Raw genomic sequence first — 22,132 nt, forward strand, 5'->3', positions numbered from 1 at the left:
ACTTAAACTCAACTTGGTTAAACACCTATACAGAAGAATGCTCAGACAATGTTGTCTGAGCTTTTTTAGTATCAGAATTAATGATTTTCATTTTTAAATGGAAAATAAGAAGAAATTTTCAAGATTTTCTAAAATTTTACTGTAAATACACTTGACTATTCAGATAATAGGTGTATAATGTGTTGTGAACTACTTAACAAATAAGGATTTCCAGCTCATGTCGACTAAGGATGGAAATCTTGTGTATAGACAGTTCAGTAGATATATAATAGAGCGTTGCGTCCGAAAGTCTATCCAGACACGGCTCTTTAAAAACAAAAGGAGAAAATATGACGACTTATTTGCAAACAAAACTCAAGAATATCAAAATAACTCTTGGTGAAATGTCTGGTGGCTACCGCCGTATGGTTGCTGCTATGGCTGATTTGGGATTTTCAGGAACCATGAAGGCTATCTGGAATGACCTCTTTACCAATCGTAGTTTTGCCCAGTGGCTTTACCTACTGGTTTTAGGAAGTTTTCCAATCTGGCTTGAGTTGATTTATGAACACCGCATTGTTGACTGGGTTGGGATGATTTGTAGCCTGACTGGTATTATCTGTGTTATCTTTGTATCGGAAGGTCGAGCAAGTAATTACCTTTTTGGTTTGATTAACTCTGTCATTTACCTTATCTTGGCTCTGCAGAAAGGCTTCTATGGTGAGGTTTTAACAACTCTCTATTTTACAATTATGCAGCCAATTGGTCTCTTGGTTTGGATTTATCAAGCCCAGTTTAAGAAAGAACAACAAGAGTTTGTCGCGCGTAAACTGGACGGCAAGGGTTGGACAAAGTATCTTTCTATTAGTGTTCTTTGGTGGTTGGCCTTTGGGTTCATTTATCAGTCTATCGGAGCCAATCGTCCTTATCGTGATTCTATCACCGATGCGACTAATGGGGTTGGGCAAATTCTCATGACAGCTGTTTACCGTGAACAATGGATATTCTGGGCAGCTACCAATGTCTTTTCAATCTATCTCTGGTGGGGAGAAAGCTTGCAAATTCAAGGAAAATACCTGATTTACTTGATCAATAGTCTCGTTGGTTGGTATCAGTGGAGCAAGGCAGCAAAGAGTGCTTAAAAAGTAAAAAAGGATCAGATGATCCTTTTTTGTGTTAGAGCAAAATGAATAATACCGTAATGACAATAGCGCTCGTTATACGAACGATGTGGTGCGAGATATGTTGTTTTTCTTTCTGTTGGCCGTTCCAGTAGGCACCATAGCAGACGATACTCGAACCCACAATCCATAGAAGAATGGTTGCAAGTGGGACGAAGTAAAAGATGGCTAGAGCCAGAGAAGTGAGGCAACTGCCGACCAAGATGCATGTGTTTCCCAGACTGTAGTTCTTTTGTTTCATAGCTGAAAAAGCAGCAGCAAGATGAAGCAGTGAGAAGGCGAGAGCTAATACAATTGTTAGTATTCCTAGAATCATCGAAGTTAACATAGTTGGTTCCTTTCTGAGTTACAGGCTTAGTTATCAAGTGGAGTTGTAGAGGTCATCTCCATTACATCAAGGTAAAATCTCACCACTTGGTCTTCGGTATAGGATTGTCCTTTTTTTAGCCACCAAGTTAGGGTCTCGATAAAGTTCGTCACAACAAAATGCTGGAGGTAGGAGGCCGGAATGTTTGGATAGGCCTCTTGTAAGTCGTCCGCCACCATGGGATAAACGTGGTGTTCGAGTTCCTTGTGTAGTTGGCGGAGAAAGTAGTCATTTTTGGAAAAAAGGAGACTGGTGACATGGTCCTGGTTTTTCTGAAAATGTAAAAAGATATGTGCGAGGTAGTCCTCGGTAGTAAAGTGTCCTTCCCTTTCAAAGAGATGATGAAAGAGGTAGCGACAAAGCTCATCTAAAAGGAGTTCCTTGCTTTCATAGTGACAGTAAAAAGTAGAACGTCCAACATCTGCTAGGTCAATGATATCCTGAACAGTAGTGGCATCATAGCCCTTGTCGTTCAAAAGTTGTAAAAAAGCTTGATAGATGGCTTTTTTAGTCTTGCTGACTCGACGGTCTCTTTTTGGCATATAGACACTTGAGACAAACTGTTCAGAACTGAACAGGACTGACAGTTTGCTTCTATCCTTTCTTTGGATTTTATTAGATAATACAAATGAAAGAAGTATGTATATACCCATTATACCAAAGGAGGGAGAGAAATGAGTTCTAAAACATCTATCTGGTTAGCTTTTTTCTTAAATTTAAGTTATGCGATTGTTGAGTTTATCGCAGGAGGAATCTTTGGTTCGAGTGCAGTTCTTGCTGATTCTGTTCATGACTTGGGAGATGCTATAGCCATTGGCATCTCAGCCCTTTTAGAAACAACTTCAAACCGTGAAGAAGATAGACAGTACACCTTGGGTTACAAACGTTTTAGTCTTTTAGGGGCCATGCTAACGGCTGTGATTCTTATGATAGGGTCTGTCCTAGTGATCTTGGAAAATATCACAAAGATCGCTCACCCGCAACCCGTCAATGAGAATGGCATCCTCTGGCTGGGAATCATTGCAGTAGTTATCAATGTACTAGCAAGTCTGGTAGTTCGTAAAGGAAAGACAAAGAATGAGTCAATTCTTAGCTTGCATTTTTTGGAAGACACTCTTGGTTGGTTGGCTGTCATCCTAATGGCGATTATCCTCCGATTTACAGATTGGTATATCCTCGATCCATTTTTATCTCTGGTTATTTCTGTCTTTATTCTGTCGAAAGCCATTCCTCGCTTTTGGAGCGCACTGAAGATTTTCCTAGATGCTGTGCCAGAAGGGGTCGAGACAAGTGATTTGGAGAAGGATTTAGAGGCTCTTCCCAATGTCAAAAGTATCAATCAACTTAGTATTTGGTCCATGGACGGTCTAGAGAATAATGCTATTGTCCACATTTGTATTAAGGACTGGGAACAGATGATGGAAACCAAAGAAGTGGTGCGTCAATGTTTAGAAGAAAGAGGCGTGCAGAATATCACTATTGAAGTAGATAGCAGTCAAAGTAACCATGCGCAACATAGGCGGAAGGTGAGAGAGGTAGAGCAGAAGCATGGTCATCATCATTAACAAAACGACCTCTAGCGAGGTCGTTTCGTTATCCTATTCATTCCTCGTACTCTCTCTCAAAGTCAGTCTGGTGCCCAGCATAGTCAAGCTGGGGATTTTGCGACCGTGGAGAACTTCCTTATTAAGAATATCTATACCTGCTCGGCCCATTTCTTCGGTATAGACGGTAATGCTAGAAAGAGGAGGATAGACCTGCTTGGTCAGACTAGTGTCGTTAAAGGAAATAAGGCTGACGCGGTCTGGTAGGCTAATTCCAGCTTCTTGAAGGGCACGGAGGGCACCGATGGCTAAACTATCGCTGGCAGCGAAAAAGGCTGGTGGGAGTTGTTCTCCTAGCTTGTGAATGGCCTCCTTCATCAAGTCATAGCCAGACTGGGCAGTAAAGCTCCCTTGAAAAACCAGTTCTTCATGGTAGATACCATTTGATTGGGTAATGTCTTTGAAGTTTTCTAGTCGCTTATCCTGGATAATTTCTTCCTGGTCGGTTGTTTCCTCAAGGCCTGTGAGAATGCCAATCCGATCCACCCCCTGACTGAGGAAATGGTCTACAACTTGTTTCACAGCAGTGTAAAAATCAGTGATAATACAGGTATGACCTAGTGAGAGGGTGTCACTGTCTATAAAGACTAAAGGTTTTTGGTATTCTTCAAAGGCAGCAATCTGAGCTTGGCTAAATTTTCCGATGCAGAGAATGCCAATCACTTCCTCGCTTAGTGTAAAAGGATGGTCATTAAAATAGCGCAAGATGTCATAGTCCAACTCTTGGGCCCTTTTTTCAATACCGAGACGAATCTGATAGTAGTAGAGGTCGTCCAACTCCCCTTGTTCGCTGACCCATTGGATAATGGCAATCTTTTGCTTGGGTTTGTGGGATTCGCCTGTCTTGAGGTGCTTAGTATAGCCCAGCTCTTCAGCGACAGTTAAAATACGATGTCTGGTTTCTTCTGTGACAGATAGGCTCTGGTCGCGGTTGAGGACACGAGATACGGTCGCGATAGAGACAGAGGCTAGCTGTGCAATGTCTTTTAAGGTAGCCATAAATCCTCCTCCTTTTAGGTTAGTATATCATATTTTTCTGCTTTTTACTGATAGTTTAGTAAAAATTTAGTAAAAAGGATTGACCTTGGCAAATGCCTTGGATACAATAGAAGAAAACGATTACACGTTAAGGTGACTTAACGGACAGTCAAAGGAGAATTCATATGACACAAGATCTTACTACTGAAGCCCTTCGCAAAGACTTTCTTGCCGTTTTTGGTCAAGAAGCAGACCAAACTTTCTTTTCACCAGGTCGTATTAATCTGATTGGTGAACACACAGACTACAACGGTGGGCACGTTTTTCCAGCTGCTATTTCTTTGGGAACCTATGGAGTGGCTCGCAAGCGTGATGACCAAGTTTTGCGTTTCTACTCAGCCAACTTTGAGGACAAGGGTATCATCGAAGTGCCTCTTACTGACCTCAAATTTGAAAAAGAGCACAGCTGGACCAACTATCCAAAAGGGGTTCTTCATTTCTTGCAAGAAGCTGGACACGTGATTGACAAAGGGTTTGATTTTTATGTTTATGGAAATATCCCAAATGGTGCAGGCTTGTCATCATCAGCATCCTTGGAACTTTTGACGGGGGTTGTGGCAGAGCATCTCTTTGGTTTAAAACTAGGCCGTTTGGATTTGGTTAAAATCGGAAAACAAACAGAAAACAACTTTATCGGAGTCAACTCTGGTATTATGGACCAGTTTGCTATCGGTATGGGAGCTGACCAACGGGCCATTTACCTAGATACCAACACCTTGGAGTATGACTTTGTGCCACTTGATTTGAAGGACAATGTTGTTGTTATCATGAACACCAACAAACGCCGTGAACTGGCGGACTCTAAGTACAATGAACGCCGTGCTGAGTGTGAAAAAGCTGTGGAAGAATTGCAAGTTGCCTTGGATATTCAGACCCTGGGTGAATTGGATGAGTGGGCCTTTGACCAATACAGCTATCTAATTAAAGACGAAAATCGCTTAAAACGTGCTCGCCATGCTGTTCTTGAAAATCAACGTACCCTCAAAGCACAAGCAGCTCTTCAGGCAGGTGATTTGGAAACATTTGGTCGCTTGATGAATGCATCTCACGTTTCTCTTGAGCATGATTATGAAGTAACTGGCTTGGAATTGGATACCCTTGTTCACACAGCTTGGGCTCAGGAAGGTGTTCTTGGTGCTCGTATGACAGGGGCAGGATTTGGTGGCTGTGCCATTGCCTTGGTTCAAAAAGATGCTGTTGAGGCTTTTAAGGAGGCTGTAGGCAAGCGCTACGAGGAAGTAGTTGGATACGCTCCAAGCTTCTATATCGCTGAAGTTGCAGGTGGCACTCGCGTCCTTGACTAGTTAAAAGGAGGCTCTATCGTGACCTTAGTAGATAAATTTGTAACACATGTTATTACTGAAAGTTCATTTGAGGAAATGGATCGAATCTACCTGACCAATCGTGTCTTGGCACGAGTGGGAGATGGTGTTTTGGAAGTTGAGACGAATCTGGATAAATTGATTGACCTCAAGGACCAGTTGGTTGAGGAAGCGGTTCGATTAGAGACGATTGAGGATAGTCAGACTGCGCGTGAAATCCTTGGTGCTGAACTGATGGACTTGGTAACCCCTTGTCCAAGTCAGGTTAATCGTGACTTTTGGACAACCTATGCTCACTCTCCTGAGCAGGCGATAGGGGATTTTTACCAGCTCAGCCAGAAAAACGACTACATCAAGCTCAAGGCCATTGCTAAAAATATTGCTTATCGTGTACCATCTGACTACGGAGAACTTGAGATTACCATCAACCTCTCTAAGCCTGAAAAGGATCCAAAGGAGATTGCGGCGGCCAAGTTGGTGCAAGCTAGCAATTATCCCCAGTGTCAGCTTTGTCTAGAGAACGAAGGCTACCATGGTCGGGTTAACCATCCAGCTCGTAGCAATCACCGCATTATTCGTTTTGAAATGGCGGGTCAGGAGTGGGGCTTCCAGTATTCGCCCTATGCTTATTTTAATGAGCACTGTATTTTCTTAGACGGCCAGCACTGTCCGATGGCGATTAGTCGTCAGAGTTTTGAGCGTCTGCTGGCGATTGTAGAGCAATTTCCGGGATATTTTGCAGGTTCGAATGCCGACCTTCCAATCGTGGGAGGCTCTATTCTGACTCATGACCACTATCAGGGAGGCCGTCACGTGTTTCCTATGGAATTGGCTCCCTTGCAAAAGGCTTTCCGATTTGCTGGTTTTGAACAAGTCAAGGCTGGGATTGTCAAGTGGCCTATGTCAGTGCTACGTTTGACTTCGGATTCCAAAGAGGATTTGATTAACTTGGCTGACAAAATTTTGCAGGAATGGCGGCAATATTCAGACCCTGAAGTACAGATTTTGGCAGAGACAGACGGGACACCACACCATACCATTACACCGATTGCTCGTAAACGCGATGGACAGTTTGAGTTGGACTTGGTCTTGCGAGACAATCAGACATCGCCAGAGCATCCTGATGGCATCTATCATCCCCACAAGGATGTCCAACATATCAAGAAGGAAAATATCGGCTTGATTGAGGTCATGGGCTTGGCTATCTTGCCACCTCGTTTGAAGGTAGAAGTGGAGCAAGTCGCTAGCTATCTTGTAGGAGATGGTGAAGCAGTTGCAGACTATCATCAGGAATGGGCAGACCAGCTCAAAGTCCAACATCCAGATCTAGCAGATAAAGAAAAAGCCCTTGAAATCGTCAAGGACTCTGTGGGTGCTATCTTTGCGCGCGTTCTAGAGGATGCGGGGGTTTACAAGCAGACGGAACAAGGACAGGCAGCCTTTATGCGCTTTGTAGAGCAGGTTGGAATTTTGCCAGACTAGGAGCTTTCTCCTTGCACAGTTCTATAAAAAGTAGTATCATAGTGTCGTTTGAACTATCAGGAGGAAACGATGAAAGATTTTCATTTTGACGCTATATCTGCCTTTGAAAATTACGAAATAGAAAAAATGAGAGATGGTCACGTTGTGGTGACGACAAAAGTAGTGGATTCGTCGCTCAACTATTATGGCAATGCCCATGGTGGCTATCTCTTTACCCTTTGTGACCAGATTAGTGGTTTAGTGGTTATCTCACTGGGGCTTGATGGAGTGACGCTTCAGTCCTCTATCAACTACCTCAAGGCAGGAAAACGCGACGATGTGTTGACCATTAAAGGAGAATGTGTCCATCAAGGTCGCACAACCTGTGTCGTGGATGTCGATATCACCAACCAAGAGGGCAGAAATGTCTGCAAGGCAACCTTCACCATGTTTGTCACAGGACAGCGGTCAGAAGAGAGACAGGTGAGGATATAGAGAAACAAAAAAGAGGTCTACACCTCTTTTTTTTATTTCTTTTTCCGATTTAATACTGCATTGAGTACAATAGCCAGTAGGCTGGCTACGACGATTCCGTTTGAGAAGAACATTTGGAAGGCTGTCGGCATGCTGACAAAGAGATTACTATTGTTTAGACCTACACCTGCAGCGATGGATACAGCTGCGATAAGGAAGTTATGTTCATTGTTAGTAAAGTCAACGCGGGCAAGGATTTGCATCCCTTGAAGGGAAACAAAACCAAACATTACCAGCATGGCACCTCCAAGAACAGGGCTTGGAATGATTTGGGCTAGGGCTCCAAACTTAGGTAGGAGTCCAAGGAGAACCAGGAAACCAGCTGCGTAGTAGATTGGCAGACGGGTCTTGATACCTGACAATTTAACCAAACCAACGTTTTGTGAAAATCCTGTGTAAGGGAAGGTGTTAAAGATTCCTCCGAGAAGTACGGCCAGACCTTCTGCACGATAACCGTTGCGCAGGCGCGTGCTGTCGATTGGGTCATTGGTAATATCAGACAAGGCCAAATAAACACCAGTTGACTCAACCATGGACACCGTTGCGATGATACACATCATGACAATAGAGGAGATTTCAAAGGTTGGCACCCCAAAGTATAGGGGAGTGGGAACATGGACAAGCGGTGCTGCCGCAACAGGGGAGAAATCTACCAAGCCCATGGTAGCAGCAATGGCAGTTCCAACGACCAACCCAATCAAAATCGAAATCGACTTGATAAATCCTTTGGTAAAGATGTTGATCAAGAGGATAATCAGAACAGTGATAGCTGCAAGCAAGAGACTTTGACCAGTTGGCTCTGGAACATTATTTCCCATATTTCCAATAGCGACAGGAATCAGGGTCAATCCAATCGTGGTAATGACAGAGCCTGTTACGATAGATGGGAAGAGATTGGCCACTTTTGAGAAAATGCCTGAAATCAGAACTACATAAATCCCAGAAACGATAAGGGCACCAAACATAGCACCGCTACCGTGGCTTTGTCCAATCATAATCAAAGGAGCGACGGATTGGAAGGCAACTCCGAGAACGACTGGTAGTCCAATCCCAAAGTATTTGTTGAGTTGGAGTTGAAGGAAGGTGGCCACCCCACACATGAAGATATCTGTGGAGATAAGATAGGTCAACTGTTCAGCTGAATAGCCAAGAGCTGTCGCAATCATGATGGGAACCAGGATGGATCCTGAGTACATGGCTAGTAAGTGCTGTAAGCCAAGAACGGCTGCTTGCGAGTGTTTTTCTTGTTTTTGCATTAGAGATCTGCCTCCTTAAATACGACCTGACCATTCTCAAAACGATCCAAACGAGCGAGTGATAGAACTGGATAGCCAGCTTTCTCGAGCAAATCACGACCATCCTGGAAGGATTTTTCGATAACAATACCGATGGCTTCGACTTTAGCTCCGGCTTGTTCTATGATTTGGATCAAGCCTTTGGCAGCTTGGCCATTAGCAAGGAAATCATCGACAATCAAGACCTTGTCTTCGGGTGAGAGGAATTTTCCAGCGATGGAAACGGTGCTGGTCACCTGCTTGGTAAAGGAGTAGACTTGGGCGGTTAGGATGCCTTCGTTCATGGTGATGTTTTTAGCTTTCTTGGCGAAAATCATGGGCACATTTAAGGCTTCAGCTGTAAAAACGGCTGGGGCAATGCCTGATGCTTCAATGGTCACGACCTTGGTAATGCCAGCAGAAGCGAATTTTTCCGCAAAAATCTTACCAATCTCTCGCATTAAGCTAAAGTCAACTTGGTGGGTTAAAAAAGAATCCACCTTGAGGATGTTGTCCCCCAAGATATGCCCATCCTCAAGGATGCGCTCTTCTAATAATTTCATAAGACCTCCTAAAGTCTAAAAGTCAGTTTACTTGTTGGTTAACTGTTTCTATAGTGAACCAGTTTGCTAGTACTATGTATTTGATAAAACTAGTACGAGCGAAGCGAGTTTTATCAAATATTTCCCGCCGTAGTGGTATCATAGACAATAATCTTGTTATTGTCTATGACGGGATTTTTGAGACTTTTGGCTCAAAAATTAGGGATGAAATTCCGAAGGAAGTTGCTCCCGTCCGCACTAATTAAGGGAAATATTAAAAATATTTAGTTTACACTTAAAGGCGTACTTTAATAAAAATATTCAAAAAGGACCTACTTAATCCCCTAAGTAAGTCCCCAAAATAGGCATGGCCAACACCATCCCTTCAGCTGACATACTCATTGTTAGGTGTTCCGGCACCTTGTAGAAACGTCGTGCCAATTCACGACATAAACAAGTAAAATGATATTCAATTTTAAATAGGCTACTGCCAATGTTTTTATTTTACACCAATTAGCTTTATAAATCAAATATTTTGTTAGCAAATAGATCATAAAAGCGAACGAATAAAAGGCTGCAACGCTAGAAAGTATTGTAGCCTTTTATTTTTCTATTCGCTAAATCTTAAAAAATAACCATCTGGATCCAAAACGGCAAATTCGTGAGGATAGATGTAGTAATCCCCAACACGAAATGTTCGTTTGGTCAGCGGACGATGGATAGGGTAGTCAGCTTCCAGCAGTTTTTGGTGGAGCTGAGGGACATCTTCAATGCCAAAGGAAATATTGACACCGCGCCCGAAAGGATAGGTTAGTTGGGCTAATTCTTCTGTGCTGCCTTCTTCTAGCATAAGTTGGCAGTCTTCAAGCGAGAGGAAGAGAAATTTCTCCTCTGGACGCTCGTATTCGACAGAAAATCCCAGCAAGTCGCAGTAGAAGTGGCGTGACTTTTCGAGGTCAGATACTACAAATTCAGGAATGACAGCTTGATAGTCCATTAGCTTTCTCCTTAGAGTTCAATTTCCAATACAATCGGCGTATGGTCTTGACGCGCACCTGAGTCAATCATGTCAGACTTAGTCACCTTGTCAGCCACGCGATTGCTGGTGAGCCAGTAGTCGATTCTCCAGCCTGTATTGTTGATTTTAGAAGTCTTGCTGCGTTGTGCCCACCAAGTGTAACGCTCTGGGACATCACCGTGCAAGTAGCGGAAGGTATCGGTGAAGCCTTTAGCCAGTAGGTTGGTGAAGCCAGCACGTTCTTCGTCGGTAAAGCCTGGTGAGCGGCGGTTGCTGGCAGGATTTGCAAGGTCGATTTCCTTGTGGGCTACGTTGTAGTCACCGGTTGCAAGGACTGGTTTTTCTTTGTCTAGTTGAGCCAAATACTCAGCGTATTTGACGTCCCAGACTTGGCGTTCTTCCAAGCGTTTGAGCCCATCACCAGCGTTTGGTGTGTATACTTGGGTTACGAAAAATGTATCAAATTCCAAGGTGATGATGCGGCCTTCCAAGTCCATGGTAGAAGGAGCACCGATTTCTGGGAAGCTAATCGTTGGTGTGAGTTCTTTCTTATAAAGGAACATGGTTCCAGCGTAGCCTTTGCGAGCAGGTTCTTGAGAGGAACGCCAAGTGTTTTCATAACCTGGGAAGAGTTCTTCAAGTACTTCTAGGTGTTTCTTTGTAGGGCCCTTGGCAGAAAGCTTGGTTTCCTGGATAGCGATAATATCAGCATTTTCAGCTACCAAAGTTTGTAGGACTTCTTGGGACAATTTTGCACGAGCTGAGTCGCTCGTTAGGGCTGCATTGAGGGAATCAATATTCCATGAGATGAGTTTCATAAAGTTACCTTTTTCATTCAGATTACAGACTATATTATACCAAAAAAAGGCGCATTTCCCCAACGTATGGTTTGAAAAATCACCCTCTTTCGTTTATAATTAAGAATGATTTTATGAAAGGGAGTGAAAATAGATGAAATTCTATTCTTATGACTATGTCCTCAGCCAAATTGGTCAGCAAAATGGCATCATGATTGCCTTTGGCATCGTCTTATTAGCTGTGACAGGATTTTTTGCTTTTAAGGCTTACCATGATAAAAAGGGCACCAAATTTCGTGAGTTGGTCATGATTTCAGCTTTGACCTTATTAGCTCTCCTTTTGGTCAGCATCACGACTTATCAAAACAATCAAGTATCTAATAATAAATTTCAAGCTTCACTTCATTTCATCGAGCTTGTTTCCAAAGAATTGGGAGTAGACAAGTCAGAGGTCTATGTTAATACTTCTGCGGACACGGATGGCGCACTTATCAAGGTAGGTGATCACTATTACCGTGCCCTGAACGGTAGTGAGCCAGACAAGTACCTGCTAGAGAAAGTGGAATTGTATAAAACAGATGCGATCGAATTGGTGGAGGTGAACAAATGACACTTAATTATATCGAAATTTTAATCAAACTAGCCTTGGGTCTCTTTTCTCTGGTTTTCGTGATTAATGTGACAGGAAAGGGCAACCTAGCGCCTAACTCAGCGATAGATCAAATTCAGAACTATGTACTCGGGGGGATCATCGGTGGGGTGATTTACAATAGCGCTATCAGTATCCTTCAGTATGCAGTTATCCTGATTATATGGACCATTCTGGTCTTGACTCTCAAGTGGCTTAACAACAATGTTCACTTTGTGAAACGTTTGATTGATGGGAAGCCAACCCTGCTCATCAAAAATGGGAAGATTGATCCTGAAGCCTGCCGTTCGGTTGGTTTATCAGCAGCGGACGTAGCTCTTAAGCTCCGTAGTCAGGGAATTTTCCAAATGAAACAAGTCAAACGCGCTATGCAGGAGCAAAACGGTCAACTCATCGTGGTCCAAATGGGAGACGAAAATCCCAAGTATCCTGTTGTCACAGACGGTGTTATCCAAGTTGAAATTTTGGAAACCATTGGACGGAGCGAAGAGTGGTTGCTTGATAACCTCAGCAAACAAGGGTATGACAATGTTGCCAATATCTTTATCGCTGAGTATGACAAGGGTGTCGTCTCAGTCGTAACCTATGAATAAGAAAAACCTGAGGTCTCTGCCTCAGGTTTCCATTTGCAATCAGAAAGGGATTTTATGTCCATTATTCAAAAACTCTGGTGGTTTTTCAAGTTAGAAAAGCGCCGTTATTTAGTCGGGATTGTGGCCTTGGTCTTGGTTTCCGTCCTCAATCTCATTCCCCCCATGGTCATGGGACGGGTGATTGATGCCATAACTGGAGGACAATTAACTCAGCAGGACCTCCTTCTTAACCTATTTTATCTACTGCTGGCAGCCTTTGGGATGTACTATCTGCGCTATGTTTGGCGCATGTATATCCTTGGAACTTCCTATCGTTTGGGGCAGATTATGCGGTCTCGCTTGTTTGAGCATTTTACTAAGATGTCGCCAGCCTTTTATCAGACCTATCGGACAGGGGACCTGATGGCACACGCCACCAATGATATCAATGCCCTAACTCGTCTCGCAGGTGGAGGTGTTATGTCTGCGGTGGATGCTTCTATCACGGCACTGGTGACTTTGCTGACCATGCTCTTTAGCATTTCTTGGCAGATGACCTTGGTTGCCATTCTTCCCCTGCCCTTCATGGCTTATGCGACTAGTCGTCTAGGGAGAAAGACCCACAAGGCCTTTGGCGAATCCCAAGCAGCCTTTTCCGAACTCAATAACAAGGTGCAGGAGTCTGTATCAGGTATCAAGGTGACCAAGGCTTTTGGTTATCAGGCGGACGAGTTGAAGTCCTTTCAAGCAGTCAATGAATTGACCTTCCAAAAGAATCTCCAAACCATGAAATACGACAGTCTCTTTGACCCTATGGTTCTCTTATTTGTTGGTTCATCCTATGTTTTAACCCTTTTGGTCGGTTCCTTAATGGTGCAGGAGGGGCAGATTACAGTTGGGAATCTGGTTACCTTTATCAGCTACTTGGATATGCTGGTCTGGCCTCTTATGGCCATTGGCTTCCTCTTTAATATCACTCAGCGAGGGAAGGTGTCCTATCAGCGGATTGAGGAACTTTTGTCTCAGGAATCACCTGTACAAGATCCTGAGTTTCCTCTGGACGGTATTGAAAATGGACGTTTGGAGTACGTCATTGATAGTTTTGCCTTTGAAAATGAGGAAACACTGACGGATATTCACTTTAGTTTAGAAAAAGGGCAAACTCTGGGCTTGGTCGGGCAGACAGGTTCTGGTAAAACATCCTTGATCAAGCTTCTCTTGCGAGAATACGATGTGGATAAGGGAGCTATTTACCTAAACGGTCACGATATTCGGGATTATCGTCTGACAGACCTACGCAGTCTCATGGGATATGTCCCGCAGGACCAGTTTCTCTTTGCGACCTCTATCTTAGACAATATCCGCTTCGGCAATCCGAACTTGCCTCTTTCAGCAGTCGAGGAAGCGACCAAGCTAGCACAAGTTTACCAAGATATTGTGGACATGCCTCAGGGATTTGATACGTTGATCGGTGAAAAAGGAGTCAGTCTTTCAGGTGGGCAAAAGCAACGTCTGGCCATGAGTCGGGCTATGATTTTAGACCCTGATATCTTGATTTTAGATGATTCCTTGTCAGCTGTGGATGCCAAAACTGAGTATGCGATTATCGACAATCTCAAGGAGACGCGGAAGGACAAGACAACCATTATCACAGCCCATCGCCTCAGTGCAGTTGTCCATGCAGATCTAATCTTGGTTCTGCAAAATGGTCAAATTATCGAACGTGGCAGGCACGAAGACTTGCTAGCCCTGAATGGCTGGTATGCCCAAACTTACCAGTCTCAGCAGTTGGAAATGAAAGGAGAAGAAGATGCAGAATAAGAAAGAACAATGGACTGTATTGAAGCGCCTGATGTCCTATCTCAAGCCCTATGGCCTCCTGACCTTTTTGGCATTAAGTTTTCTCCTTGCGACTACGGTCATTAAAAGCATCATTCCACTTGTAGCTTCCCGCTTTATCGACCAGTACCTGAGCAATCTTAATCAACTGGCCGTGAACGTTTTGCTGGCCTACTATGGTCTTTATATCCTGCAAACTCTAGTTCAGTATGTCGGAAATCTTCTCTTTGCGCGGGTGTCCTACAGTATTGTTAGGGATATTCGTCGTGATGCCTTTGCCAATATGGAGAAGCTGGGCATGTCTTATTTTGACAAGACGCCAGCAGGTTCCATCGTCTCTCGTTTGACAAATGATACCGAGACCATCAGTGATATGTTTTCGGGGATTTTATCCAGCTTTATTTCAGCAGTTTTCATCTTTCTGACAACTCTGTATACCATGTTAGTACTGGATTTTCGTTTGACAGCTTTAGTCTTGCTCTTTCTTCCCTTGATTTTCCTTTTGGTCAATCTCTATCGGAAAAAGTCAGTGAAAATCATCGAAAAAACCAGAAGTCTCTTGTCGGATATCAATAGTAAGCTGGCAGAGAATATCGAGGGAATCAGGATTATCCAAGCCTTTAATCAAGAGAAGCACCTGCAGGCAGAATTTGATGAGATCAATCAAGAATACTTGGTCTACGCCAACCGTTCTGTAGCCTTGGACGCCCTCTTTTTACGTCCTGCCATGAGTTTACTGAAACTCCTAGGTTACGCCGTTTTGATGGCTTACTTTGGTTACCGTGGTCTTTCTATCGGGATAACGGCCGGAACTATGTATGCCTTTATCCAGTACATCAATCGTCTCTTTGATCCCTTGATTGAGGTGACGCAAAACTTTTCAACCCTTCAAACGTCCATGGTATCTGCAGGCCGTGTCTTTGCTCTGATTGACGAGAGGACCTATGAACCCCTTCAGGAAAACAGCCAGACCGAGGTCAAAGAAGGTAATATTCGGTTTGAGCATGTGTGTTTCTCATATGACGGTAAACATCCGATACTGGATGACATTTCCTTTTCGGTTAACAAGGGTGAAACCATTGCCTTTGTAGGACATACAGGTTCTGGGAAGTCTTCTATTATCAATGTCCTCATGCGTTTTTATGAATTTCAGTCAGGCCGAGTTCTCTTGGATGGTGTGGATATTAGGGACTACAGTCAGGAAGAGCTGAGAAAAAATATCGGTCTAGTCTTGCAGGATCCCTTCCTCTATCATGGGACTATCAAGTCCAATATCGCCATGTACCAAGATCTTAGTGATGAAGAGGTCCAGGCTGCGGCTGCCTTTGTGGATGCAGATTCCTTTATTCAGGAGCTTCCGCAGGATTATGATGCACCTGTGTCTGAGCGTGGTTCGAGCTTTTCTACTGGACAGCGTCAGCTTCTTGCCTTTGCCAGAACAGTCGCAAGTCAGCCTAAAATCTTGATTTTGGATGAAGCGACAGCCAATATTGACTCGGAAACAGAAAGTTTGGTTCAAGATTCCCTAGCTAAGATGAGACAGGGGCGGACAACCATTGCCATCGCCCATCGCCTTTCGACCATCCAAGACGCCAACTGCATCTATGTCTTGGACAAGGGGCGCATCATTGAGAGTGGAACCCATGAGGAACTCTTGGCCTTGGAAGGAACCTATCACAAGATGTATAGCTTGCAGGCAGGTGCCATGTCCTAATACTCGTTGAAAATCTATTCTAACCACGTCAGCTTTATCTGCAACCTCAAAGCTGTACTTTGAGCAGCCTGTGGCTAGACTCCTAGTTTGCGTTTTGATTTTCATTGAGTATAAGAAGGAAATTCTTTAAATTACAGATTTCTTGCACCGCCTTTTCTATTTTGTGGTATAATGAAAAATGTTGACAAATAGTATAATAAAAACAAAGGAGAAACAGCATGCTGAAATGGGAAGACTTGCCCGTGGAAATGCAATCAAGCGAGGTTGAGTCTTACTACCAGCTTGTCTCTAAAAGGAAAGGTTCGCTGATTTTCAAGCGTTGTCTGGACTGGGTTCTGGCCTTGGTTTTACTGATTTTGACTTCCCCCATCTTTCTCATCTTGAGCATTTGGATCAAGTTGGATAGCAAGGGACCTGTCATTTACATGCAAGAGCGCGTGACCCAGTACAACCGTCCGTTCAAGATTTGGAAGTTCCGTACTATGGTGACGGATGCGGATAAAAAAGGAAGTCTGGTGACTTCAGCTAATGATAGTCGCATTACCAAAGTGGGAAATTTCATTCGCCGTGTGCGCATGGACGAACTACCTCAGCTGGTCAATGTCCTTAAAGGCGAGATGTCCTTTGTAGGCACAAGACCTGAGGTGCCACGTTACACCGAGCAGTATAGCCCTGAAATGATGGCGACCTTGCTCTTACCAGCCGGAATCACCTCTCCAGCTAGTATCAACTACAAGGATGAGGACACCATCATCAGTCAAATGACGGAGAAAGGTCTGTCAGTTGACCAGGCCTATGTCGAACACGTCCTTCCTGAAAAGATGCGCTATAACCTCGCCTATCTCCGAGAGTTTAGTTTCCTTGGAGACATCAAAATCATGTTTCAAACCGTGTTTGAAGTGCTAAAATAAAGTAGTCATAAGAAAATGAGTACAGATAAAAGGAGCAAATCAATGCCAAATTACAATATTCCATTTTCACCGCCTGATATCACTGAAGCTGAAATTGCTGAAGTAGCGGATACCCTGCGTTCTGGTTGGATTATAACTGGGCCAAAGACAAAAGAACTAGAGCGTCGCTTGTCCCAATACACACAGACGCCTAAGACTGTCTGCCTCAACTCTGCGACAGCCGCTCTTGAGTTGATTTTGCGCGTTTTGGAAGTGGGACCAGGTGATGAAGTCATCGTTCCAGCTATGACCTATACAGCTTCATGTAGTGTTATCACTCACGTAGGAGCAACACCTGTCATGGTGGATATCCAAGCAGATACTTTTGAGATGGACTATGACTTGCTTGAGCAAGCTATCACTGAGAAAACTAAGGTTATCATCCCAGTAGAGCTTGCAGGGATTGTGTGCGACTATGACCGTTTGTTCCAAGTTGTGGAGAAAAAACGTGATCTCTTTACCGCTTCAAGCAAGTGGCAAAAGGCCTTTAACCGTATCGTGATTGTCTCTGATAGTGCCCATGCTTTAGGATCTAAATACAAAGGGCAACCAGCTGGTTCGATCGCTGACTTTACTTCCTTCTCATTCCATGCTGTTAAGAACTTTACAACGGCAGAAGGTGGAAGTGCGACTTGGAAAGCCAATTCAGCGATTGACGACGAAGAGATGTACAAGGAATTCCAAATTCTTTCCCTTCACGGTCAAACCAAAGACGCTCTTGCCAAGATGCAATTGGGTTCTTGGGAATACGATATCGTAACACCAGCCTACAAGTGCAACATGACGGATATCATGGCTTCGATTGGTTTGGTACAATTGGATCGTTACCCAGCTTTGCTACAACGTCGTAAGGACATCGTGGACCGCTATGATCGTGGTTTTACGGGTACTCGTATCCATCCACTGGCACACAAGACTGATACTGTCGAATCTTCACGCCACCTCTACATCACTCATGTAGAAGGAGCAAGCTTAGAAGAACGCAACCTCATCATCCAAGAATTGGCTAAAGCAGGAATTGCAAGTAATGTACACTATAAACCGCTTCCTCTCCTGACAGCCTATAAGAATCTTGGTTTTGATATGGCAGACTATCCAAGAGCCTATGCCTTCTTTGAAAATGAAATTACGCTTCCTCTTCATACAAAATTGAGCGATGAAGAAGTTGATTACATCGTTAAGACTTTGGTGAGAATTTCCGAAGAAATCCTCGGTTCTGGAAAAAAATCATAAAAAAATCTTGACAAAAAGCGGACAATAGCATATAATATTCTCAACAAATCAGAAAAGTAACTATATTTGATCTTCAGGGAGCCTGTGGTGATTGTGAACAGGTGGTTGGAAATAGTGAAAGTGGGCTGATTTTAAAAATGAATTTGAAACAATGAGAATTCGGTGCGCACACCTTACAGTGCAACTTGTTGTTAGACAAGGTAGAGATGTAAAGGGGATAGTCCCTTTATAATTGAGGTGGCACCGCGTTACCAACGCCCTCACACGGAATTTAATTCTGTGTGTGGGCTTTTTTCTATCCGTCATTTTGTTTATCTTTTATTAGGGCGTTGAGTCGCTTTGATGAACTTGAGTTCTATCTACAGCTCCTTGCCTACTACTAAAAGCAAACAAAAAGTCGGATTAATATGGAAAGAGGAAAAATTTTATGACAACTAAAGGTTATTTTGGACAATTTGGTGGTAGTTTTGTACCGGAACCGATTCAGGCTTTATTGGATGAGTTGGAAGTGACATTTGACAAATACAAGGATGATCCAGAATTTTTGGCAGAATTTCGCCATTACTTGAAGGATTATTCAGGTCGTGAAACACCGCTCTATTTTGCAGAAAGTTTGACAGACCACCTAGGTGGAGCTAAGATTTATCTCAAGCGCGAAGACCTGAACCACCTTGGTTCTCACAAGCTTAACAACGTTCTAGGTCAAATCCTTCTTGCCAAACGTATGGGCAAAAAACGAGTGATCGCAGAAACAGGAGCTGGTCAGCACGGTGTTGCGACAGCAGCTGCTGCAGCCAAGTTTGGTATGGCCTGTGATGTCTACATGGGGGCAGAAGATGTGGAGCGTCAACGTCTCAATGTCTTCCGTATGGAGATGATGGGAGCAACTGTTCACGCAGTTGAAACGGGGACACGAACTCTCAAGGATGCGGTCGATGCAGCCTTTGGAGCGTGGATGAATGATCTTGAAGCCTTCTATGTGTTGGGATCTGCTGTGGGTCCTCACCCTTATCCTACCATTGTTCATGAATTCCAAAAGGTCATCAGTGAAGAATCTCGTCGTCAAATCTTAGAAAAAGAAGGTCGCTTACCAGACTACGTTATTGCCTGTGTAGGTGGTGGTTCTAATGCCATCGGTGCTTTTTCACAGTATGTGGCTGATGAAGAAGTCAAATTGGTTGGGGTCGAAGCTGCCGGTCATGGACTTGATACAGACAAACACGCAGCCACTATGACAAAAGGTAGTGTCGGAATTGTTGACGGCATGAAGACCTATGCAGTCTTTAAGGAAGATGGAGAGCTGGCGCCAGTTTACTCTATCTCAGCTGGTTTGGACTATCCAGGCGTTGGTCCAGAACACGCCTACTTTAAAGACTCAGGTCGCGTGGAATATGTCGCAGCGACAGATGAAGAAGCTGTCCAAGCTTTGCTTTTATTAAGCAAGACAGAAGGGATTATCCCAGCAATCGAAAGTTCGCACGCGATTGCAGAAGCGGTCAAACGTGCACCGAAACTAAGTAAAGATGAGATTATCATCATCAATGTCTCTGGTCGTGGAGACAAGGACGTAGCTGCGATTGCAGACTACCTAGAAGCTGAAAAATAAGAGATGGAAAAATTACAGTCTTTTCTCTCACAGAGAGCTTGTGGTTGCTGGAAACAAGCAGAGAATGCTGTAAGGTTGGGTCCATCTGAAACGAGAGAAGAAAACATAATTCTCAAGGGAGTGCCCTTTATCGCACAGCCTGTTACAGAATCTTTCTAAGACAGGAATGAGAGATAGGAGAAATCCTATAATTGAGGTGGCACCGCGAATTTCGTCCTCACGCAAGTTATTTTGCGTGGGGATTTTTATATATTTATCGTAGATATGGTCATCAGTTTTAAACTATACTTCATCAATAGATAGATTTCTATAAAATATTTGTGAACGAAGTGAGCATTGAACCGCTATTTCCCGCCATAGTGGTATTCTAGAGAAGCAAAGATGCTTATCTAGAACGGAATTTTTGAGACCTAAGGCTCAAAAATTAGGGATGAAATTTTGGAGAAAGTTGCTCCCGTCCGCACTATTTAAGGGAAATAGAAAAAGATTAAAAATAAGGAACTGAAAGGGAAATTACAATGGAACGAATCATTCATGGAGATGTCTTATCACCAATCTTGGCTTATATGCGCCTAAAGGGGCAACACAAGGTTATCTTAGAAAGTATTCCGAGAGACAAGGAAACAGCTCGATTTTCTATCCTAGCCTATAATCCAGTTTTTGAGATTAAGTTTGAAAATGGAGTTCTTTATCAAAATGGTCAAGTGATTGATCGGGATCCTTTGGATTTCCTTTATGAAGTGACTCATAAGAGTCAGCACCATTCAGACCTACCTTTTGGTGGAGGAGCTATTGGCTTTGTGGGTTACGATATGATTTCTCTTTATGAAGAGATTGGCCAGATTCCTCAAGATACCATTGGGACGCCAGACATGCATTTCTTTGTCTATGAGAGTTACATAGTTTTTGACCATAAGAAGGAAAAAATCCATGTCATTGAGGATGCTCTTTATAGCAATCGCAGCCAAGAAGATTTGGAAAAAGCTTTGAACCAAGTGCTGGAGGAATTACGCAACCCTGCTCCAAATGAATTTGAAGACTTGGATTTATCTCCGTTGGATTTCAAATCGCATATTGCTCCTCAGAAGTTTGAGCAAATGGTGGAAACCACTCGTGACTTGATTCGTAACGGAGATATGTTCCAATGTGTACTCAGTCAACGCTTCTCAGCAGAAGTTACTGGAAATCCATTTGACTTCTATAGAAATCTCCGCGTGACCAATCCATCCAATTACCTCTATTTCTATGACTTTGGGGATTATCAAATCATCGGTGCCAGTCCGGAAAGTTTGGTTTCTGTCAAAAACGGCATCGTGACAACCAATCCGATTGCGGGTACGCGACCAAGAGGGGCTACGGATGAAGAAGACAAGGCCTTGGCGACTGACCTGCTTTCTGATGAGAAGGAAACAGCAGAACATCGGATGTTAGTAGACTTGGGACGCAATGATATCGGTCGAATCTCTGAAACAGCAAGTGTTCAAGTCACCAAGTATATGGAGGTTGAGCTCTTCCGCTATATTATGCATTTGACCAGCGTGGTCAAGGGGCGTTTGCTTCCAGAACTAACTGCCATGGATGCCTTGAAAGCTACACTTCCAGCTGGAACAGTTTCAGGAGCACCAAAGATTCGGGCGATGAGACGCATCTATGAACTGGAAACAGAAAAACGTGGCCTATACGCAGGAGCAATTGGCTACTTGTCTGCGACGGGTGATATGGATTTGGCCATTGCCATCCGAACTATGATTCTTAAAAATCAAACAGCCTATGTGCAGGCTGGGGCAGGGATTGTCTACGACTCCATCGCCCAAAACGAATACCAAGAAACCATTAACAAGGCTAAATCTATGACTAGAATTGGAGAACTAAGACCATGATTTTATTGATTGACAACTATGATTCCTTTACCTATAACTTGGCCCAATACATCGGGAATTTTGCAGAAGTACAGGTCTTGAGAAATGATGATTCCAAACTGTATGAAGAAGCTGAAAAAGCAGATGGTCTGGTCTTTTCTCCTGGTCCAGGTTGGCCAGTTGATGCTGGAAAGATGGAAGACATGATTCGTGACTTTGCAGGTAAGAAGCCGATTCTAGGAATTTGTTTGGGTCACCAAGCTATCGCAGAAGTCTTTGGTGGACAGTTAGGCTTGGCTCCCAAAGTTATGCATGGGAAACAGAGCCATATCAGCTTTGAAGTGCCTTCTGTTCTCTATCAAGGTATTGAGGATGGTCGTCCAGTCATGCGTTACCACAGTATTTTGATTGAAGAAATGCCAGAAGGCTTTGAAGTGACAGCTCGTTCGACTGATGACCAAGCCATTATGGGAATTCAACACAAAACCCTTCCAATTTATGGCTTCCAGTACCATCCAGAGAGTATCGGAACGCCAGACGGCTTGTCTTCTATTCAGAATTTTATCGAGAAGGTTGTAAAGTGAGGAAACTAG

At 43.6% G+C, this 22,132-nt stretch carries 21 protein-coding genes, 1 riboswitch and 2 other annotated features; of the genes, 14 read left to right on the top strand and 7 right to left on the bottom strand.

The window, feature by feature from the left end:
* Window positions 1–329: 329 nt before the first annotated feature.
* On the top strand, window positions 330–1,121 hold the full coding sequence (gene pnuC / locus I6H78_RS07550) for a nicotinamide riboside transporter PnuC (RefSeq protein ID WP_198459278.1): 792 nt from the start codon (window positions 330–332) through the stop codon (window positions 1,119–1,121).
* Window positions 1,122–1,155: 34 nt separating this feature from the next.
* Here pnuC and I6H78_RS07555 read toward each other — a convergent pair whose 3' ends face one another.
* The gene (locus I6H78_RS07555; RefSeq protein WP_042768763.1) at window positions 1,156–1,488 is read right to left on the bottom strand and encodes a hypothetical protein; all 333 of its coding nucleotides are present in this window, start codon (window positions 1,486–1,488) and stop codon (window positions 1,156–1,158) included.
* Window positions 1,489–1,514: 26 nt separating this feature from the next.
* Window positions 1,515–2,069 (bottom strand): TetR/AcrR family transcriptional regulator, encoded by a 555-nt coding sequence (locus tag I6H78_RS07560; RefSeq protein ID WP_198459279.1) that lies wholly within the window; start codon window positions 2,067–2,069, stop codon window positions 1,515–1,517.
* 132 nt (window positions 2,070–2,201) lie between these two features.
* Here I6H78_RS07560 and I6H78_RS07565 point away from each other — a divergent pair, with 132 nt between their 5' ends.
* On the top strand, window positions 2,202–3,092 hold the full coding sequence (locus tag I6H78_RS07565; RefSeq protein WP_198459280.1) for a cation diffusion facilitator family transporter: 891 nt from the start codon (window positions 2,202–2,204) through the stop codon (window positions 3,090–3,092).
* 33 nt (window positions 3,093–3,125) lie between these two features.
* Here the strand turns inward: I6H78_RS07565 and galR are convergent, their stop codons facing one another.
* A complete protein-coding gene (galR, locus tag I6H78_RS07570) occupies window positions 3,126–4,130 on the bottom strand; it encodes a DNA-binding transcriptional regulator GalR (RefSeq protein ID WP_198459281.1) in 1,005 nt (334 codons plus the stop codon).
* 164 nt (window positions 4,131–4,294) lie between these two features.
* Between galR and I6H78_RS07575 the strand changes: the two genes are divergently transcribed.
* The 3 genes from I6H78_RS07575 to I6H78_RS07585 all read left to right on the top strand — a co-directional run bounded on the left by I6H78_RS07575 (window position 4,295) and on the right by I6H78_RS07585 (window position 7,447).
* Entirely contained in the window at window positions 4,295–5,473 is a 1,179-nt protein-coding gene (locus tag I6H78_RS07575) for a galactokinase (protein WP_198459282.1), read from the top strand.
* Between the two features lie 18 nt (window positions 5,474–5,491).
* On the top strand, window positions 5,492–6,973 hold the full coding sequence (locus I6H78_RS07580; protein WP_198459283.1) for a UDP-glucose--hexose-1-phosphate uridylyltransferase: 1,482 nt from the start codon (window positions 5,492–5,494) through the stop codon (window positions 6,971–6,973).
* 69 nt (window positions 6,974–7,042) lie between these two features.
* The gene (locus I6H78_RS07585) at window positions 7,043–7,447 is read left to right on the top strand and encodes a PaaI family thioesterase (RefSeq protein WP_198459284.1); all 405 of its coding nucleotides are present in this window, start codon (window positions 7,043–7,045) and stop codon (window positions 7,445–7,447) included.
* Window positions 7,448–7,479: 32 nt separating this feature from the next.
* Here I6H78_RS07585 and I6H78_RS07590 read toward each other — a convergent pair whose 3' ends face one another.
* The 4 genes from I6H78_RS07590 to I6H78_RS07605 form a co-directional block, all read right to left on the bottom strand.
* Window positions 7,480–8,742 carry a nucleobase:cation symporter-2 family protein gene (locus tag I6H78_RS07590; protein WP_198459285.1) on the bottom strand — a complete coding sequence of 421 codons (1,263 nt, stop codon included), beginning with the start codon at window positions 8,740–8,742 and terminating at the stop codon, window positions 7,480–7,482.
* Window positions 8,742–9,323 (bottom strand): xanthine phosphoribosyltransferase, encoded by a 582-nt coding sequence (locus I6H78_RS07595; protein ID WP_084859516.1) that lies wholly within the window; start codon window positions 9,321–9,323, stop codon window positions 8,742–8,744. The genes I6H78_RS07590 and I6H78_RS07595 overlap by 1 nt, the downstream gene beginning before the upstream one ends.
* Window positions 9,324–9,683: 360 nt before the next feature.
* Window positions 9,684–9,779: riboswitch (purine riboswitch) on the bottom strand.
* A 133-nt stretch (window positions 9,780–9,912) separates the two neighbouring features.
* Window positions 9,913–10,299, bottom strand: coding sequence for a bleomycin resistance protein (locus tag I6H78_RS07600; protein WP_198459286.1), 387 nt, complete (start codon window positions 10,297–10,299; stop codon window positions 9,913–9,915).
* A gap of 11 nt (window positions 10,300–10,310) precedes the next feature.
* The gene (locus I6H78_RS07605; RefSeq protein ID WP_198459287.1) at window positions 10,311–11,138 is read right to left on the bottom strand and encodes an exodeoxyribonuclease III; all 828 of its coding nucleotides are present in this window, start codon (window positions 11,136–11,138) and stop codon (window positions 10,311–10,313) included.
* Between the two features lie 133 nt (window positions 11,139–11,271).
* Between I6H78_RS07605 and I6H78_RS07610 the strand changes: the two genes are divergently transcribed.
* The 9 genes from I6H78_RS07610 (at window position 11,272) to I6H78_RS07650 (ending at window position 22,123) form a co-directional block, all read left to right on the top strand.
* The gene (locus I6H78_RS07610; protein WP_084945004.1) at window positions 11,272–11,727 is read left to right on the top strand and encodes a DUF3290 family protein; all 456 of its coding nucleotides are present in this window, start codon (window positions 11,272–11,274) and stop codon (window positions 11,725–11,727) included.
* Window positions 11,724–12,359 carry a DUF421 domain-containing protein gene (locus I6H78_RS07615; RefSeq protein WP_084920229.1) on the top strand — a complete coding sequence of 212 codons (636 nt, stop codon included), beginning with the start codon at window positions 11,724–11,726 and terminating at the stop codon, window positions 12,357–12,359. Before I6H78_RS07610 ends, I6H78_RS07615 begins: the two co-directional genes overlap by 4 nt.
* A gap of 54 nt (window positions 12,360–12,413) precedes the next feature.
* Window positions 12,414–14,159 (top strand): ABC transporter ATP-binding protein, encoded by a 1,746-nt coding sequence (locus I6H78_RS07620; RefSeq protein ID WP_198459288.1) that lies wholly within the window; start codon window positions 12,414–12,416, stop codon window positions 14,157–14,159.
* Window positions 14,149–15,891, top strand: a complete 1,743-nt coding sequence (locus tag I6H78_RS07625; protein ID WP_198459289.1) for an ABC transporter ATP-binding protein — start codon at window positions 14,149–14,151, stop codon at window positions 15,889–15,891. Before I6H78_RS07620 ends, I6H78_RS07625 begins: the two co-directional genes overlap by 11 nt.
* A gap of 218 nt (window positions 15,892–16,109) precedes the next feature.
* Entirely contained in the window at window positions 16,110–16,802 is a 693-nt protein-coding gene (locus I6H78_RS07630; protein WP_000922229.1) for a sugar transferase, read from the top strand.
* Window positions 16,803–16,844: 42 nt separating this feature from the next.
* Window positions 16,845–18,074 carry a DegT/DnrJ/EryC1/StrS family aminotransferase gene (locus I6H78_RS07635; protein ID WP_198459290.1) on the top strand — a complete coding sequence of 410 codons (1,230 nt, stop codon included), beginning with the start codon at window positions 16,845–16,847 and terminating at the stop codon, window positions 18,072–18,074.
* 40 nt (window positions 18,075–18,114) lie between these two features.
* Window positions 18,115–18,339, top strand: a binding site (T-box leader).
* Between the two features lie 162 nt (window positions 18,340–18,501).
* Window positions 18,502–19,680, top strand: coding sequence for a tryptophan synthase subunit beta (gene trpB, locus I6H78_RS07640; RefSeq protein ID WP_198459291.1), 1,179 nt, complete (start codon window positions 18,502–18,504; stop codon window positions 19,678–19,680).
* Window positions 19,677–19,902 (top strand) — a binding site (T-box leader). (Overlaps the previous gene by 4 nt.)
* A 296-nt stretch (window positions 19,903–20,198) precedes the next feature.
* Complete coding sequence (gene trpE / locus I6H78_RS07645; protein ID WP_198459292.1) at window positions 20,199–21,560, top strand: anthranilate synthase component I; 1,362 nt, start codon at window positions 20,199–20,201, stop codon at window positions 21,558–21,560.
* On the top strand, window positions 21,557–22,123 hold the full coding sequence (locus tag I6H78_RS07650) for an aminodeoxychorismate/anthranilate synthase component II (RefSeq protein ID WP_198459293.1): 567 nt from the start codon (window positions 21,557–21,559) through the stop codon (window positions 22,121–22,123). Before trpE ends, I6H78_RS07650 begins: the two co-directional genes overlap by 4 nt.
* The last annotated feature ends 9 nt before the right edge of the window (window positions 22,124–22,132 follow it).

It is taken from the genome of Streptococcus oralis, assembly GCF_016127915.1.
In the GTDB taxonomy this organism is placed as follows: domain Bacteria; phylum Bacillota; class Bacilli; order Lactobacillales; family Streptococcaceae; genus Streptococcus; species Streptococcus oralis_BO.